The organism is Flavobacterium olei (genome assembly GCF_039749035.1).
In the GTDB taxonomy this organism is placed as follows: Bacteria; Bacteroidota; Bacteroidia; order Flavobacteriales; family Flavobacteriaceae; genus Flavobacterium; species Flavobacterium olei.
In genome coordinates, this window is sequence record NZ_JBDKWC010000003.1 from 152952 (window position 1) to 169890 (window position 16939).

Annotated in this window: 15 protein-coding genes; 4 read left to right on the top strand and 11 right to left on the bottom strand. The window is 35.2% G+C overall.

Features of this window, described 5'->3' with window-relative positions; genetic code table 11:
• Positions 1–28 precede the first annotated feature (28 nt).
• The 4 genes from ABEB31_RS08460 to ABEB31_RS08475 form a co-directional block, all read right to left on the bottom strand.
• A complete protein-coding gene (locus ABEB31_RS08460) occupies positions 29–805 on the bottom strand; it encodes a DeoR/GlpR family DNA-binding transcription regulator (protein WP_347050976.1) in 777 nt (258 codons plus the stop codon).
• A gap of 147 nt (positions 806–952) precedes the next feature.
• A complete protein-coding gene (locus ABEB31_RS08465) occupies positions 953–1699 on the bottom strand; it encodes a succinate dehydrogenase/fumarate reductase iron-sulfur subunit (protein WP_347050977.1) in 747 nt (248 codons plus the stop codon).
• A 92-nt stretch (positions 1700–1791) separates the two neighbouring features.
• Positions 1792–3792 (bottom strand): fumarate reductase/succinate dehydrogenase flavoprotein subunit, encoded by a 2001-nt coding sequence (locus tag ABEB31_RS08470; protein WP_347050979.1) that lies wholly within the window; start codon positions 3790–3792, stop codon positions 1792–1794.
• Between the two features lie 11 nt (positions 3793–3803).
• Positions 3804–4469, bottom strand: a complete 666-nt coding sequence (locus ABEB31_RS08475) for a succinate dehydrogenase cytochrome b subunit (RefSeq protein ID WP_347050981.1) — start codon at positions 4467–4469, stop codon at positions 3804–3806.
• Positions 4470–4826: 357 nt separating this feature from the next.
• Between ABEB31_RS08475 and ABEB31_RS08480 the strand changes: the two genes are divergently transcribed.
• The 3 genes from ABEB31_RS08480 (at position 4827) to ABEB31_RS08490 (ending at position 9056) form a co-directional block, all read left to right on the top strand.
• The gene (locus tag ABEB31_RS08480) at positions 4827–6188 is read left to right on the top strand and encodes a hydroxymethylglutaryl-CoA synthase family protein (protein WP_347050982.1); all 1362 of its coding nucleotides are present in this window, start codon (positions 4827–4829) and stop codon (positions 6186–6188) included.
• 607 nt (positions 6189–6795) lie between these two features.
• Positions 6796–8088: an aminopeptidase P family protein gene (locus ABEB31_RS08485; RefSeq protein ID WP_347050983.1), complete on the top strand. Its 1293-nt coding sequence runs from the start codon at positions 6796–6798 to the stop codon at positions 8086–8088.
• A gap of 191 nt (positions 8089–8279) precedes the next feature.
• Entirely contained in the window at positions 8280–9056 is a 777-nt protein-coding gene (locus tag ABEB31_RS08490; RefSeq protein WP_347050984.1) for an alpha/beta fold hydrolase, read from the top strand.
• Positions 9057–9140: 84 nt separating this feature from the next.
• On the opposite strand, the gene ABEB31_RS08495 is transcribed toward ABEB31_RS08490, so the two are convergent.
• Together ABEB31_RS08495 and ABEB31_RS08500 are read right to left on the bottom strand one after the other, a co-directional pair.
• Positions 9141–9515 carry a hypothetical protein gene (locus tag ABEB31_RS08495; protein WP_347050985.1) on the bottom strand — a complete coding sequence of 125 codons (375 nt, stop codon included), beginning with the start codon at positions 9513–9515 and terminating at the stop codon, positions 9141–9143.
• Positions 9516–9537: 22 nt separating this feature from the next.
• A complete protein-coding gene (locus tag ABEB31_RS08500) occupies positions 9538–9858 on the bottom strand; it encodes a roadblock/LC7 domain-containing protein (protein ID WP_347050986.1) in 321 nt (106 codons plus the stop codon).
• Positions 9859–10146: 288 nt separating this feature from the next.
• On the opposite strand from ABEB31_RS08500, the gene ABEB31_RS08505 reads away from it, so the two are divergent.
• On the top strand, positions 10147–10290 hold the full coding sequence (locus ABEB31_RS08505) for a hypothetical protein (RefSeq protein WP_347050987.1): 144 nt from the start codon (positions 10147–10149) through the stop codon (positions 10288–10290).
• Positions 10291–10296: 6 nt separating this feature from the next.
• Here ABEB31_RS08505 and ABEB31_RS08510 read toward each other — a convergent pair whose 3' ends face one another.
• From ABEB31_RS08510 to kbl, 5 genes are all read right to left on the bottom strand, one after another.
• Positions 10297–10491, bottom strand: coding sequence for a hypothetical protein (locus ABEB31_RS08510; protein WP_347050988.1), 195 nt, complete (start codon positions 10489–10491; stop codon positions 10297–10299).
• A 29-nt stretch (positions 10492–10520) separates the two neighbouring features.
• Positions 10521–10967, bottom strand: a complete 447-nt coding sequence (locus tag ABEB31_RS08515; RefSeq protein ID WP_347050989.1) for an ATP-binding cassette domain-containing protein — start codon at positions 10965–10967, stop codon at positions 10521–10523.
• A 295-nt stretch (positions 10968–11262) separates the two neighbouring features.
• The gene (locus ABEB31_RS08520; RefSeq protein WP_347050991.1) at positions 11263–14025 is read right to left on the bottom strand and encodes a PD-(D/E)XK nuclease family protein; all 2763 of its coding nucleotides are present in this window, start codon (positions 14023–14025) and stop codon (positions 11263–11265) included.
• A 63-nt stretch (positions 14026–14088) separates the two neighbouring features.
• Positions 14089–15552, bottom strand: a complete 1464-nt coding sequence (locus ABEB31_RS08525) for an OmpA family protein (protein ID WP_347050993.1) — start codon at positions 15550–15552, stop codon at positions 14089–14091.
• 113 nt (positions 15553–15665) lie between these two features.
• Complete coding sequence (gene kbl / locus ABEB31_RS08530) at positions 15666–16859, bottom strand: glycine C-acetyltransferase (RefSeq protein WP_347050995.1); 1194 nt, start codon at positions 16857–16859, stop codon at positions 15666–15668.
• Positions 16860–16939: the final 80 nt, after the last annotated feature.

Consider the following 16939-nt stretch of genomic DNA (forward strand, 5'->3'; position numbering starts at 1 on the left):
TTTAAGGACAGATTATAAATTTGCCGGTTTAGATTATTACCAACTCGGGAACTTCTTTTTTATAAGGCTGTAGTTTGGTATGCGTTGGTTCTACTTCTGTAATCACATAATTGATATCAGACAAATTAGCAATTTTCATTTTGAGAACAGTATTTAGTTTTTCGGAAATAGTTAAAACAGCTGTTTTTTTAGAAGCCTGAATCATTGCTTTTTTTACCTGAACGGTTTCCCAATCCGAATCAGAATAACCTCCGACAACATCTAAAGCATTTGTACCCAAAACCAAAAGATCTGCCTTTATATTAGCCAATTGCTGAAAAACTTCACCGCTTACACACATCTGACTGTAGGAAGAAATACTTCCGCCAATCATAATTGTTTTGATATTAGGTTTATCTAAAAGCTGAACAGCCGTCAGAGCAGTAATGGTGAAGACGGTAAGATTTAAATCGTTAGGAATTAAACGGATGAATTCGCGAATGGTAGTTCCGCCATCAACGACTAAAACCATTCCGTCATGAAGCAAACTCACTGCTTTTTGTGCAATTACTTGTTTGGATTCAACCGCATACGTCTGATTGGAAGAAGAATAGTGATAACCTTTGGTCATGGCTCCGCCTTTTACTTTAATCAAAAGTGCGTCGGCATCCAATTCGTTAATATCACGGCGTATTGTATCTTCTGAAACGCCAAGTTTGGCCGAAAGAGTTTCAAAACTGACACGCGTATGCAAGTTGATCTCTTTTAGAATATGATTTTTACGTTCTTCCTTCGTATAATTTAAAACTTCATTTTCTGTGCTCATGCCAATTGTTTTAGTATATACAAAAATAAACAATTCAATATAATTATAAGAGAAACGAAATACAGTTGTGTATTTCAATGATCATTTGATATAAAACAAAAAAGCATCTGCCGTAACAGATGCTTTTTTAATATATTTTTCGGAGTATTATCCTTTTAAGCTTGCCGCTAAATATTCACGGTTCATACGTGCTATATTTTCAAGAGAAATTCCTTTTGGACATTCTACTTCACAAGCTCCGGTATTGGTACAGTTTCCAAAACCTTCCAAATCCATTTGGTGAACCATATTTAAAACACGGTCAGTTGCTTCAACTTTACCTTGTGGCAATAATGCATATTGAGAAACTTTTGCTGCAACAAATAGCATTGCAGATGAGTTTTTACAAGTTGCAACACAAGCTCCGCAACCAATACATGCTGCAGCATCAAAAGATTTGTCTGCATCGTCTTTGTTTACCGGAATTGTATTTGCATCAATTGTATTCCCAGAAGTATTTACAGAAATAAATCCTCCTGCGTGCTGCACTCTGTCAAAAGAACTTCTGTCTACAACTAAATCTTTAATAACAGGGAAAGCTTTTGCTCTAAATGGCTCGATAAAAATCGTGTCTCCATCTTTAAACATACGCATGTGTAATTGGCAGGTTGTAACTCCTCTGTCTGGTCCGTGTGCTTCTCCGTTAATGAATAAAGAACACATACCACAGATTCCTTCACGACAATCGTGGTCAAATGCAACCGGCTCTTCTCCTCTATTGATTAATTGTTCGTTAAGAACATCAAGCATTTCAAGGAAAGACATATCTGGTTCAATTCCGTCAATAGGATATTCAACAATCCCTCCTTTATCTTGGGCGTTTTTCTGACGCCATATTTTTAATGTAAGTTTCATACCGTTTTAGTTTGAAGTCATCAAGTCGAAAGTCGAAAGTCGCCTGACACATTGCCTTTGGACTTTAAGACTTTGGACTTTCGACCTAATTCTTATTTATAACTACGTTGTACCAATTTAATATTTTCGTAATTCAGAGGTTCTTTGTGTAATACAGCATCACTTGGTTTCCCTTTGTACTCCCAGGCTGCAACGTATGCAAAGTTTTCGTCATCACGAAGTGCTTCTCCCTCTTCTGTCTGGTATTCCTCACGGAAGTGACCTCCACAAGATTCATTACGGTGTAAAGCATCTTTTGCAAACAATTCTCCCAGTTCTAAGAAATCGGCAACACGTGTTGCTTTTTCTAATTCCTGATTAAATTCATTAGCACTTCCCGGCACTTTTACATCTCTATAAAACTCTTCACGTAAAGCGGCAATTTCTTCGATAGCTTCAGTTAAACCTTTAGCATTACGAGCCATACCTACTTTATCCCACATGATTTTTCCTAATTTTTTGTGGAAATAATCTACAGAATGTTTACCGTTGTTATTGATAAATCTGTCAATTTGATCTTTTACATTTTTCTCAGCTTCAATAAATTCAGGCAAGTCTGTAGAGATTGGTCCCATTTTAATATCCGGAGCTAAATAATCTCCGATAGTATATGGCAACACAAAATATCCATCAGCCAAACCTTGCATTAAAGCAGAAGCTCCAAGTCTGTTTGCTCCGTGATCTGAGAAGTTAGATTCTCCGATTGAGAAACATCCCGGAATGGTCGTCATTAAATTATAATCAACCCAGGTTCCTCCCATTGTATAGTGAACTGCAGGGTAAATCATCATTGGAGTTACATAAGGATCTTCGTCTACAATTTTAAGGTACATCTGGAATAAGTTTCCGTACTTACTTTTTACAATTGCAGTTCCTAATTTAGTTACTAAAGCAGCATCATTTGCATCTAAACCTTTTACATAAGCTTCTTCAGTTCCGTAACGTTTGATCGCTGCTGCGAAATCTAAGTAAACTGCTTCTCCCGTTTTGTTAACTCCAAACCCAGCATCACATCTTTCTTTAGCCGCACGAGACGCAACGTCACGAGGCACAAGGTTACCAAAAGCAGGATATCTTCTTTCTAAGAAATAATCTCTTTCTGCTTCGGATAAATCTGTTGCTTTTTTCTTTCCTTCACGAATTGCCTCTGCATCTTCTAATTTTGCAGGAACCCAAATACGACCGTCATTACGTAACGATTCAGACATCAAAGTCAGTTTTGACTGATGATCTCCAGAAACCGGAATACAAGTTGGGTGAATTTGTGTGTAGCAAGGATTTGCGAAGAAAGCTCCTTTTTTATGAATTTTCCATGCTGCTGTTGCGTTAGATCCCATAGCATTGGTAGAAAGGAAAAATACGTTTCCGTATCCTCCTGAACCAATTACTACCGCGTGAGCAGAATGTCTTTCTATTTCTCCTGTAATAAGGTTACGGGCGATAATACCTCGCGCTTTTCCATCAACGATTACAATGTCTAACATTTCGTGACGGTTGTACATTTTTATTTTTCCACGACCAATCTGACGGTTCATTGCAGAATAAGCTCCTAACAATAATTGTTGTCCGGTTTGTCCTTGCGCATAAAATGTACGGGAAACCAAAGTTCCTCCAAAAGAACGGTTATCTAAAAGTCCTCCATATTCACGAGCCAACGGAACTCCCTGAGCCACACACTGGTCAATAATATTAGAAGAAACTTCAGCTAAACGGTGTACGTTTGCCTCACGGGCGCGGTAATCTCCACCTTTTACAGTATCATAAAATAATCTGTAAACCGAGTCACCATCACCTTTATAGTTTTTTGCTGCATTGATACCACCTTGTGCTGCAATAGAGTGCGCACGACGAGGTGAATCCTGAAAGCAAAATGCTTTTACGTTATATCCTAATTCTGCTAAAGTAGCCGCAGCAGAACCTCCAGCCAAACCTGTACCAACTACAATAATATCTAAATTACGTTTGTTAGCAGGGTTTACTAAATTAATATGATCTTTATAATTTGTCCATTTGTCCGCTATAGGACCATTTGGAATTTTTGAATCTAATGCCATTATAATTGATATTAATTATTGAAATGATGAAAAAGTGCGATAATTACAAAAGCAGCAGGAACAACAACTGCGAACCAGTATCCTACTTTTGCCAAGAATCTTGAATATTTATTGTGCATCCCCATTGACTGAAGAGATGAACCGAATCCGTGCCAAAGGTGAAATCCTAAAAGGACGAAAGAAATACAATACAATCCTGTACGGATCGGGTCATGAAATTTATGAACTAACTCTCCATAATATCTTGTGGCATCAGGAGCTGTTCCTGCTATATATTTATAGCTTACTTCAGGAAACCAGAAATCATAAAAGTGCAATCCTAAGAATGCCAGAATAACCAATCCAGAAATTATCATATTTCTTGAAGACCATGATGCATTTGCAGCGCCATTGTACCTGGAATATGAAATTGGTCTCGCTGCGCTATTTTGAGCTGTCAGTACAAATCCCATTACAAAATGGAAAATCACACCAAATGCCAAAACAGGCTGCATCACATATTGTATTAGCGGATTGTACCCCATAAAGTGAGAAGCTTCGTTGAAAACATCTTCACTCAAAATAGAAATGAAATTTAAGGTAACATGCAGCGCTAAAAACGTAATTAAGAATATTCCCGAAAGTGCCATAGCCGCTTTCTTTAAGATGGAAGAATTCAATTGTGCAGATTGTGCCATAAGAATTTAAGTAGTTTGTTTTAAAAAATTAGACAAAAATAACTCAATTACAAAAGAACTACAACCATTTCGCTCTTATTTATAATGATTTTAAAATAGACTACGTATACGTATTTTTACTTATGAAATTATTTTTCATAACGAATAATTTAGTATAAAAATCTCCAACAAACAATTACACAGCGCTTTTGAAGCAGAATTCAGGGCTTTTAGATTTCAAAAATTTTATCATATTATTATTTTATTCAAAGTTTTAATTTATTTTCTTCAAAAGTGAATCGCTGAATACATTTTATTATGTCAAAAAATTGCCATTCCATCACATAGTTTTACCTTTATCGGCTCAAAAAATTAAGAATGAAAACAGGAATTGATGCTATTTCTTTTGATGTAGCCAACATACATTTACCCATAAAAACTTTGGCGACTGCCAGAAATATAGAACCCGAAAAACTGGAAAAAGGTCTTGGATTACTAAAAATGACTTTCCCGGATGTTCATCAGGATGCCGTGGTGTTTGGTGCGAATGCCTTAACCAAACTAATTCAGAACAATCAAATAAACTTAAACGAAATTAGCCGTATTTACGTTGGTACAGAAAGCGGAATCGACAGTTCTAAACCCATTGCTTCTTATTTAATAAGTTTAATGGAACAAAAATTTGGAGAAGATTCCCTTGCAGAATGTGATGTTGTCGATTTTACTTTTGCCTGCATTGGAGGCGTAGATGCGATGCAAAACTGTATCGATTTTGTGAAATTGAATCCAACAAAAAAAGCAATTGTCGTAACAAGCGATTTTGCAAAATACGATTTGAATTCCGGCGGCGAATACACACAAGGTGCCGGTGCGGTTGCGATGTTGATTACGGCAGATCCAAAAATTATTGCTTTTGATGATAATTGGGCAACTAGTACCAAAGGTGTTTTCGACTTTTTTAAACCTTACAGAACTATCTCGAAAGAGGCAATTTTACAAAATAAAAGCAACGATCCTTGGTTTGATAATTTAGAAGCAGAGATCGAAATTCATAAAGACCAGCCGGTTTTTGACGGTCAGTATTCGAATCAATGTTATATGGATCGTACGCGCAATGCGTACTTTTCATTTAAAAAATTAAAAAACGAAAGCACAACATTATACAATACCTGGCATAGTATCGTGATGCATTTACCTTATTCTTTTCAGGGTCGCAGAATGTTATCTGAAATTTATGCTTTGGACAGTGCTGAAAAAATAATAGCTGATGATCTTGCCACCGCAGATTATCAGACTAAAATTAAAGAAGTAGCAAAATCGGAGGATTACAGAAATTTTGTAACAGAGAAATTACAGCCTGCTGAATTGGCTTCTTCCTTAATTGGAAACCTTTATACAGGTTCTATTTTTATGGGATTATTATCGACTTTGGCTCATTTTTACGATACTAAAAAAGAAGTCGCTGGAGAAAAATTTGGTTTCTTAGCTTACGGAAGCGGTTCAAAATCGAAAGTTTTTGAAGGAACCATTCAGCCGGAATGGAAATCAGCTTTGGAAAATGTAAAGCTTTTTGAAAACCTGGAAGAAAGCGTAGAAATTGATTTCAATACTTATGAAAGTCTTCATAAAAAAGAACAAAAAGAAAGTGTAAGAACTCCAAAACAAGAATGGGTTTTAGATCGAATTGAGAAAGAAATCCCAGTTTTAGTTGGAGCTAGATATTATAAATGGATTGATTGAATTGCAATTTTTGAAATTCCAAATTCCAATAAAAACCGAAGCAAATGTTTCGGTTTTGATTTTTTACACACGTTTGTCATTTCGACTGCAATAAGAAATTGCACTCGCTAATCGACAAAGATTGAGGATTTACTTTGCGGAGTTCCAGTAGGATTTCTCCTCCGTCGAAATTGACAAAAGTATCATTAAAATATAGCCAATGGTTTCAACCATTGGGACGTAAAGTATTTGACCTAACATACACATATCCCGATTTGCAATGCGTCCCCAAGGTTGAAACCTTGCGCTATGTTTGATAACCTTTGTCAAATCCCGCGTGCGATTTCTCGTTCCTCGAAATGACAAGATTGAGGAAAAACTTTGCGTCTTTGCGACTTTGCGAGATTATAATTTTCCAACTCATGAAAAATAATTTGCATTGATCTTTCGACTCCGCTCAGGAAGACAACGAGACGTAAAATTCGCCGGTTAAAAAAACTTCGTGCTAGTGTCTTCTTAGCAAAAACATTAAAACTTCCAACAAATAAGAAAACTTTAATAAACCAATTTCCTGCTTTTTGTTTAAAATATGTAATTTTGAAATTCGAAGTTCAAAAACGAAATAATTATGAAATATCATCAAATAAACAGCGGACTTTTTGTAAAAAACCGCAGAAAGTTCATGGCAGAAATGAACCCTAATTCTGTTGCTGTGTTTAACTCCAATGACATTTACCCAATTAGTGCCGACAGTACTTTGCCGTTTGCTCAGCACAGAGATATTTTTTATCTGAGTGGTGTTGACCAGGAAGAAAGTGTATTGCTTTTGTTTCCGGATGCACCGTATGAAAGTCAGAGAGAAATTCTTTTTTTAAGAGAGACCAACGATCATATTGCAGTTTGGGAAGGTGAAAAACTGACAAAAGAACGTGCTTTTCAGGTTTCGGGAATCAGAACGGTTTATTGGTTACAGGATTTTCATAAAGTTTTGAACGAAATGATGACGTATGCCGATACGATGTACATTAATACAAACGAACATTACCGGGCAAGTGTGGAAACAGAAACACGAGAAGCTCGTTTCGTTAAATGGTGGAAAGAACGTTATCCGGCACACAATGTGGCAAAAAGCAACCCAATTTTACAACGCATTCGTTCTGTAAAAGAGAGCGAAGAAATCGATTTGATTCAGCACGCTTGTGATATTACAGAAAAAGGTTTCCGCAGATTGTTAGGATTTGTAAAACCAAATGTTACCGAATACGAAATCGAAGCCGAACTGGCTCACGAATTTATCCGTAACCGCTCTAAAGGTTTTGCTTATACGCCAATTATCGCTTCCGGAAACAACGCTAATGTTTTGCATTACATTGAAAACAATCAGCAATGTAACGCGGGAGATTTAATTTTGCTGGATGTTGCAGCAGAATACGCCAATTATTCCAGCGATATGACAAGAACTATTCCGGTTTCGGGAAAATTTACAGATCGTCAAAAAGCAGTTTATAATGCGGTTTTGAGAGTAAAAAATGAAGCTACAAAAATGCTGATTCCTGGAACGCTTTGGAAACAATATCATGTAGAAGTAGGAAAAATAATGACTTCAGAATTACTTGGTTTAGGTCTACTGGATAAAGCGGATGTTCAGAACGAAAATCCGGAATGGCCGGCTTACAAGAAATATTTCATGCACGGAACTTCTCACCATATGGGATTGGACACACACGATTATGGTTTGCTGCACGAACCAATGAAAGCCAATATGGTTTTTACTGTTGAACCTGGAATCTACATTCCGGCAGAAAAATTCGGAATTCGTCTGGAAGATAATGTTGTCGTTCAGGAAAAAGGCGCTCCTTTTAATCTAATGCGTAATATTCCGGTTGAAGTTGATGAAATTGAAACTTTGATGAATGAATAGTTTTAGAATTAAAACAAGAAAATAGAATTTATACGGCTTTCAGAAATGAAAGCCGTTGTTTTTTAACTTCCAAAATCTGTTATTACTTAATTTGAACCCGATTACAATTATTTTTTGACTGTAATAAACTTATATATTTTATATGATTTGTCAATTACTAAATTTGTATGCTAAAATTTAAACTCATTATTTTGAAAAACATCCTATATAAAAACACCAAAATATCTTTTACTGATTCGGGCGAAGGAAATGCAATTGTTTTGCTTCATGGCTTTCTTGAAAACAAAAAAATGTGGCAGGAATATGTCGATTTGTTTTCACAAAAAAATCGCGTTATTACAATCGATTTATTAGGTCACGGCGAATCTGATTGTCTGGGTTATGTCCATTCTATGGAAGAAAATGCAAATGCCGTAAATGAAGTACTGGAACATCTGGAAATAAAAAAGGCTACTATTCTCGGACATTCCATGGGTGGTTATGTAGCATTGGCTTTCGCCGAATTATATCCGGATAAAATTCAAAAAATAGTTTTGCAGAATTCTACTTCAAAAGAAGACAGCGAAGAAAAAAAACTTAATAGAACCCGCGCCATCAAAGCGGTGAAGCAAAATTATGTCAGCTTTGTTAGTTTAGCAGTTGCAAATCTCTTTAGCGAAAATAACAGAACCAGATTAGCAGCTGAAATTGAAAAGGTAAAAGATGAAGCTTTAAAAACACCTTTACAGGGAATTGTTGCGTCTTTAGAAGGCATGAAAATCAGGAAAGACAGAGAAGAATTAATTCGCAAGAATTTGTTTCCGCTTTTATTGATTTTAGGAAAAAAAGATCCTGTTTTAAATTACGAAGAAAATCTTGTTCAAATCGAAGACACAACAGCACAATTGGTTACTTTTGAAGACGGACATATGAGCCACATTGAAAACAAAGAAGCTTTAAAATCTGTTTTATTACAGTTTTTCGAATAAAACAAAAAACCATAAAAATCAAAAAAGGCCATTTCGAAACTTATTTGAAATAGCCTTTTTCTTCATTTTGGAGGCAAAATATTGTTATAATTTTGAGATAATATCTTTTTTGTATTTACCCAAAGTCGCTCTTGTTAAACCAAGATTAGCTTTTGTAGAATCTACTGCTAAATAAATAAAATATCTTCCGTCTTCAGAAACATCAATAATATGAAGCTGATCTGTTAGCGAAATTAAAATATCATTTATTTTCTGGTTTAATCCTAAAGCTTTAATAGCATTTATTTTAGCTTTTACTACTTCTAAATTGTAAGCCGAAGCCAATTCCGGATCGAAATCTGGATTTACGGTAAGTGAACAGTAAGACATTCCTGTTTCTACCTCAGTTACAGATACAGCAATGAATCCGTTGATATTTTCTCTTAAATCGTTTTGAAAATTTTGTAAAAAATCTGACATGTTATAAAATTTTGGTTTTAAATTAGTTGTTAAATACGGTGTCCATTCTTCTCAGCAACAGACCCATTTTACTTAAATCTTTAGAAAGCAACGCAATACAGTTATCGTCTTCGTCTTTAATCGCAACAACGATTCCGTCATTGTTCTTAATCATAACTTGTTTCAGATCGCCATTATTTACGTCTTCCGACATTTCCAGGCACATCTTTAAGATCATTCCGATCATTGCAGCGACATTTCCGTCGTATTCTAAATTAACAGACTCGTTTAAAATTCCATCAATGTTAAAACTCAGTCCAGATTCTGCTCCAGTCTCTTCTACCAGTGTTTGTAAATCAATCATATTCTTGTATTTGTCATGTTTTGGAGCGTCAAAGATATTTTAATAAAGATTACAAGCACAATGAACACTTGTTAAAAAAAACTGTAGTATAACGTACTGATGCACTTTTATTTATCAACTAATCAATCGTATTTATTTCCATAAAAACTGCAAAAAAAATTAACATAAAAAGAAGATAATACTAAAATCGTAACAATTCTTATGATTTAATTCATTTCTAAAATTAACATTTAGAGTTTATTGCATTTGCCAGAAGTTTTTCTATAGCTTTGTAAAAAATTTAGTAAAATGAAAACTGCTGACGAATTACGCTTTGACTTAAATGTAAAACTGGAGAAGTTTAGAAGATTTCGTATCCAAAACGGAAACATTAATAATACAAGCTCTGAAGAAAAAGCTAAAAAAGGTTTTTTTAAAAAAATATTTAGTTAAAAGCACTCAAAAAGAAGCCGGATTTTTAAGATAGTTACTTTCGGAAAGTTCGGCTTTATCTTTGATTTTATGCAATTTACCTTCTTTTAAGAGCACTAAATCGGTGGAAATTTCCAAGACATTTTCGTAATTATGATCGGTGAGAATAATTCCTTTTTCCTCGGAATTTTCCTGAATTAATTGCTTCACTACTTCGGACATCTTAGGAGATAATCCGCTAAAAGGTTCGTCTAAAATAACAAATGAGAAGAATTAAAAAGAACCAATTTTACTTCTAAATACCGAAGTTCGCCGTATGATAAATGCCGTATTCTTGTTTTTAAAATCGACTCTACAAATTTATCATCACAAAAACGATTTACTTTTTGTTTATCTATAGACAACAAAATACTTTGTTTAACCGATAAATGATTCGGAATAAATTGATTCTGATGCAGATAACTGATCTGATTAAGCACTGAAGAATTGTTTTTGCAAATACCATCAATAAAAATGCTTTTTTCCGAAGCAGCTTCTATTCCGAAAATAATTTTAAATAAAGTGGATTTCCCGGATCCATTTCTGCCAAATAAACCGATTATATTACCGGTTTCAACTTTCAGATAAACATCTGAAAGTAGTGATAGAGAATTATATTGTTTTCGAACGCCGCTTATTTCCAGAATATGTTTTTTCAAAATAGTTTCGAACTAATGATTATTAACGCCGTTATAAGCAAAACTATCAAGCTGTTGACAAGAAAAGAATATATCAAAAGTTTGATTTTAGCTACTCCATTGTTGGCATAAAACAGATATTGGTGTTTGCTGTAATATTCTTTAAAAATAAGACTGCCCATAAAACCAATCGTAGAAAAGAGAAACAGGAAGTAATTTATACTCACGAATAATAGACCTAAAACTGAAATGATCAAATTTACGGTTAACGTAGTTTTATAAAAGTCGAATATGTTTAAAATTTTTCTAATGCTATTTAAATTTTTTCTTCAAAAGGTATATTCATATCAAAAATTTCACTCAGCAAATTAGCAATTTCATCCAGATAGGAATTCAAAATTTCAGGGGTTACAATAACCTTTAAATCTTTATCTTCTTTAAAACCAAAAGGCAGAAATCCTGATTTTAAATTTTTAAAGGAAATAATACCAACTTCAATTGGTAAGTTCCCAGCATGCTCTTCAAACATATATGCATAAGCTAATACTTGAATAATTTTATCGTTTTTAAGCTCCTGTGTCAGTCCGTTCCATGTTTTCAGCACTACATTTGCTTTATCCACTTTTCCGGTCTTATAATCGATAATTCTAATTTTTCCGTCACGACGCTCAATGCGATCGACATTTCCTTTAATCAAAACTGGAAAAGGAAGTTTCGGATGATTAAATTCGCGTTCAAAAGTTTGCTCCAAAGCCACAATCTGAATCGCTTGATTATTTCTTACAGATTCCAATTCCATTCTTAAAAAGTTGGACACATTTCGCTTTGCTACTTCAAACGCTAAAAGATTTCTTCCTTTTTTAATTTCCCCCTCTTTATATACCAGTTTAAATTGCTTTAAAACTTCGTCGTCTAATAATTTGAAACAATTGAGAAGATCATTTTCAGAAATAAATTTTCCGATAAAGGGTTCGTAAAGTGCCTTTAAAGTTTCATGAATAATAGTACCAAGAGTATTTAGAGCAATATTTTCTTCCACCTCTTCCACTTCACGAATCCGAAGTATTTTTTGAAAATAAAATTCAATCGGATTTCGAATATAACTCGTCAAAGCAGAAGGAGAAAAACCGACTGCTGCAATTTCTCTTAAACGCTCCATCACCAATTCAGATTTCGCAACAGAAATTGGCTCATAAGCGGTCGTCGGAAGCTCCGGATTATAAATATCGAAAGTGATATTGTGTCTTAATTTTTTCTCGACTTCCAACTGCGTTATAAAGCGGCTCCTTTCACCTGCATCCAATCCATCATTTTCAGTATTATATATTAGATAAATATTTTTCGCTCTCTGAAGCAAATGATAAAAGTGGTAGGTATAAATGGCATCTTTTTCTTTAAAAGTCGGAAGCCCTAATTCGCGTTTCACATCATAAGGAATAAATGAGTTTTGCGATTTACCGGCAGGAAATTTACCTTCATTCATAGAAGTTATTATGACCGTTTCGAAATCTAAAACACGACTTTCCAGTACACCCATAATCTGCAAGCCTCGTAAAGGTTCTCCCTCAAAAGAAACTTCTGCCAAATCTATAATTTGTTTATAAATTGCATGCAAAGTATCTATATTATCAATATGATGATGTTTTGCATAGTAATTAATAAGCTTATTAATTACTTTAAAAACCCCATATACAAAAGCTTTTGCAATTTTTTCTTCCTCATTGTCATTGCTAAAGTGGTCTTTAATTGCAATTAACAAAGCTGAGATATTTCTCAAAACTGCTATAGAACCATTCTCCCATTTTTCAAATAATAAATTAAAAAATGCAGACGATTCCGGGTGAAGCTCAAAAATCTTATGGTGCGTGATAAAGGTATAATTATTTTCTTTTATAATTTGTACCAGCTTGTGAGCATTCGCGTAAGGTTCAACGAGAGGATGGGTCAAAATATCCAGTACATCTTTGTAGTAAAAAAAATAACTGCTGCCTTTGCGGGAAAGAGCATTGGTGTGCATCTTAAACAGTTTAGCTACAAAAATCTGCGACGGATTATTCTTTCCGGAATATCCCATTGTAATATTTAATGCTCCCACAGAAGATGGAAGAGAATATAAAACCGGAACCAATAAATTTTCTTCCCCTAGCACAACTGCTACTTTATCCAGCGAAGCAGTAGGATTTTCATCAATCAATTTTTCAATGATACTGCCCGCGAGCTTAGCCTGTCCAATTGTTTTAGGAGTTCCAATTACCTGAATATTCTTGGATTGGGAGAAGTCATCTACAATCCATTCAAAAACATTGGATTTATAATATTTCCAGCTTTCTTTGAAACGTCTTAAAAAAAGACCCGCATCATGATAGGGATCATTTAAAAAACTCTGATCCGAATCCCAGTAAATTTTTGCCTGATCCAGAGCCAATAAATGCTGTACAATTTTTTCTTCAGCGGCATTTAAGGCATTAAAACCTGCAAAAATGAAGACTCGTTTTCCGATTGTATTCGAAAAGTGATTCAGATTATTTACCGCTTCTCTGTAAACCAAACCCTGGTACCCAATAGATTTGAACAATAAATGATTGTATAAGGAATCGTAATACAATGGAAGCAATTTCCAAAAATCAATATAGTTTTCTAAAAGCTTAGTTTTCTGATCGACTTCTAAACCCCACTTCTTTATATCTTCAATATCCTTTAGATAAGATAATACATGCGAGGGATCAAGCAGGTATCTGTCGATTTCATTAAAATCCTGCAAAAGAGTTTTTGCCCAATTAGCAAAAAGTTCAAATGATTGCTGATTTTTCTTTTCGGTAATGGATAAATATACTTCATAGAATTCAAACAGAAGCTCAATCGAATCGACTGAACGGATTGATGCCACGTCCTGAACAAAATCCTCAATACTGGTAATTTCAGGTGCAATAATAGTTTTAGAAGTTTCATTTTTAAGGGCTTCAATCAGGAAGACTTTAGCTCTTTTATTAGGAAGTATTATAGTTAATGCGGAAAGTTTTCCGGCATAATCCTGAATTACGACAGAAGCAATTTTTTGAAGAAAAGAAGTATTTACCATAGTATAAAAATAAAAAAAGCCATTCAATTAAGAATGGCTTTTCATTTTTATTTAAACTGTAAATTATAGTTTACCTTGGTATTTAGAACCAATGTGTTTAATTTCAGTTCTTCTGTTTTGTGCTTTACCTGCAGCAGTTTTGTTGCTTGCAACTGGTTGAGACTCACCAAAACCTTTAGATACTAAGTTGTCAGCGTTAACTCCTCTTTCGATCAAAGCGTTCATTACAGCAGCAGCTCTGTCTTCAGAAAGTTTTTGATTCAATTTGTCAGAACCATCGCTATCCGTGTGACCTTCGATAGAGAATTTCGCGTTTGGATAGTTTTTAAGGATTTCTTTAATTGCATCTAATCTAGCTTGAGTTTCTTTATCTCCAGTTTTGAAAGTAGCTTTTCCTGAGTTAAAGTATACAGCTCTAGCTTGAACTTTAAGATCTTCTAATGCCTCAGAAGTTACTTCTGGACAACCTCTGTTACTAGCAGGACCAGCAACTGTAGGACAATCATCATCTTTATCTGCAACACCGTCTTTGTCAGCGTCTAAGAAAGGACAACCACCATTTTCTTTAGGACCAGCAACTGTAGGACATTTATCGTCTTTATCAGCGATTCCGTCACCGTCAGTATCAGGACAACCTTTTAAAGCAGCTAAACCAGCAACATCTGGACAAGCATCATCTTTATCAGCAATTCCGTCTCCGTCAGTATCAGGACATCCGTTTAAAGCAGCTAAACCAAATACATCTGGACAAGCGTCAGAAGCATCAACGATTCCGTCACCGTCAGTATCAGGACATCCGTTGAATTGTTTTAAACCAGCAACATCTGGACAAGCATCGTCTTTGTCATAGATTCCGTCTCCGTCAGTATCTTTACCTCCGAATTTGAATACTAGACCAGCAGTGTGTTGGAAGTGAGATGGAGCATCTGGAGCTCCAGAAGCATCTTCTCTATCTCCGCTTACTGACCACTTGTATCTTGTAGCAAGCTCAAGACCAATAGCATCTGTAAACCAAAAAGTAACACCAGCACCTGGGTTAACTGTTCCGTAGCTGCTATCTCCGAAGAAAGTGTAACCACCACCAACAGATAACGAAGGATCAACCACTTTAGATTTAATCAATTCCTGGAAGCTGTATTTGATAGTAGCATCAATTCCGTAGTACATTAAGTCACCAGGATTAGACACAACGTTTCCTCTGTTATCATGCCCAGGAGCAGTTGGATCAAAAGTAACATATTTATCAATTTTGTTTACAGAACCCTGCAAACCAACAGAGAAACCACTTCCAACATATCTACTTACACCAATGTAAGATAGGGAAGGAAGAATATTCCAGTTGTCTTTTACTGCGAATGGTTGAGAGAAGTGCTGATCGAAAAATCCACTTCCTGAACCCGAACTTGTTCTAGTATCCACAGCATTAACCCCGAAAGAGATCGCCCATGGATTGTTACTGTCTTGCGCGTGAGAACTTAAACCCATCGCCATCAATACAGCAACTAAAAGTTTGTTAAGATGTTTCATACTTAATTTTTTTAATTACAATTTAGTTAATTACAAGCAAAAGTAACACCAAATTTTTTAAATACAAAATGAAATGTTAAAAAAAACCTACAAAAATTTAACCAAAGTGGTAATTATATAACTTTTAACATTTTACCGACAACTGTGAATGCATTTATAGCTTTGTCAAGGTGTTCTTTTTCATGCGCGGCAGAAAGCTGAACACGTATTCTGGCTCTATCCTTAGGCACAACTGGGAAGAAAAACCCAATAACATATATGCCTTGTTTTAAAAGTTCATTTGCCATTGTCTGCGATAATTTTGCATCGTATAACATAACCGGAACGATAGCAGAATCGCCATCAATTATATCAAATCCGGCACTTTTCATGCCTTCTTTAAAGTAGTTGGTATTCCACTCTAATTTATCACGGAGTGTCGTATCTTTTTCTAATAATTCAAACACTTTTATGGAGGCTCCAACAATTGCAGGTGCCAGCGAATTTGAAAATAAATACGGCCTTGATCTCTGACGCAACAGCTCAATTATTTCTTTTTTTGCCGTCGTATAACCTCCCATTGCCCCGCCCAGAGCTTTACCAAGAGTTCCGGTAATTATATCCACTCTTCCCATTACTCCTTTTGCCTCAAGAGTTCCTTTTCCTGTTGCACCTATGAAACCCGCCGCATGACATTCGTCTACCATAACCATGGCATCGTATTTATCAGCAAGGTCACAAATCTTATCTAAAGGCGCTACAAGTCCATCCATCGAGAATACACCATCAGTAACAATTAATTTGAAACGCGCTCCAGCTTCATTTGCCTTAATAAGCTGTTGCTCCAAATCTTCCATATTACTATTTTCGTAACGATAGCGCGCTGCTTTACAAAGACGTACACCATCTATAATAGAGGCATGATTTAAACTATCAGAAATAATAGCATCATGCTCACCAAGCAAAGGTTCAAAAACTCCTCCGTTAGCATCAAATGCTGCTGCGTACAAAATTGTGTCTTCAGTACCATAAAAGTCAGCAATTTGTTTTTCTAATGTTTTATGAATATCCTGTGTTCCGCATATGAAGCGAACAGACGACATTCCGAAACCGTGTGTATCCATAGCATCCTTAGCTGCCTGCACCACTTCCGGATGAGACGATAGCCCCAGGTAATTATTTGCACAGAAATTTAAAACTGTTTCTCCCGTCGAAATTTGTATTTCTGCACCTTGTGGAGATGTAATAATTCGCTCTTTCTTAAAAATTCCATTTTCTTCGATTGTCTGCAGCTCACTTTGCAGATGTTCTTTAATTTTACCGTACATTTTTATTTATTTAAAATGTTAAATATTAACAGCTTAACCATAATTAAGCTTCGTTATTACATTAACATCTGATTAATTTT

Coding starts and splice junctions, on each gene's coding strand:
- ABEB31_RS08460 (WP_347050976.1), bottom strand. CDS start 805: ATGAGCACAGAAAATGAAGTTTTAAATTATACGAAGGAAGAACGTAAA.
- ABEB31_RS08465 (WP_347050977.1), bottom strand. CDS start 1,699: ATGAAACTTACATTAAAAATATGGCGTCAGAAAAACGCCCAAGATAAA.
- ABEB31_RS08470 (WP_347050979.1), bottom strand. CDS start 3,792: ATGGCATTAGATTCAAAAATTCCAAATGGTCCTATAGCGGACAAATGG.
- ABEB31_RS08475 (WP_347050981.1), bottom strand. CDS start 4,469: ATGGCACAATCTGCACAATTGAATTCTTCCATCTTAAAGAAAGCGGCT.
- ABEB31_RS08480 (WP_347050982.1), top strand. CDS start 4,827: ATGAAAACAGGAATTGATGCTATTTCTTTTGATGTAGCCAACATACAT.
- ABEB31_RS08485 (WP_347050983.1), top strand. CDS start 6,796: ATGAAATATCATCAAATAAACAGCGGACTTTTTGTAAAAAACCGCAGA.
- ABEB31_RS08495 (WP_347050985.1), bottom strand. CDS start 9,515: ATGTCAGATTTTTTACAAAATTTTCAAAACGATTTAAGAGAAAATATC.
- ABEB31_RS08500 (WP_347050986.1), bottom strand. CDS start 9,858: ATGATTGATTTACAAACACTGGTAGAAGAGACTGGAGCAGAATCTGGA.
- ABEB31_RS08505 (WP_347050987.1), top strand. CDS start 10,147: ATGAAAACTGCTGACGAATTACGCTTTGACTTAAATGTAAAACTGGAG.
- ABEB31_RS08510 (WP_347050988.1), bottom strand. CDS start 10,491: ATGTCCGAAGTAGTGAAGCAATTAATTCAGGAAAATTCCGAGGAAAAA.
- ABEB31_RS08520 (WP_347050991.1), bottom strand. CDS start 14,025: ATGGTAAATACTTCTTTTCTTCAAAAAATTGCTTCTGTCGTAATTCAG.
- ABEB31_RS08525 (WP_347050993.1), bottom strand. CDS start 15,552: ATGAAACATCTTAACAAACTTTTAGTTGCTGTATTGATGGCGATGGGT.
- kbl (WP_347050995.1), bottom strand. CDS start 16,859: ATGTACGGTAAAATTAAAGAACATCTGCAAAGTGAGCTGCAGACAATC.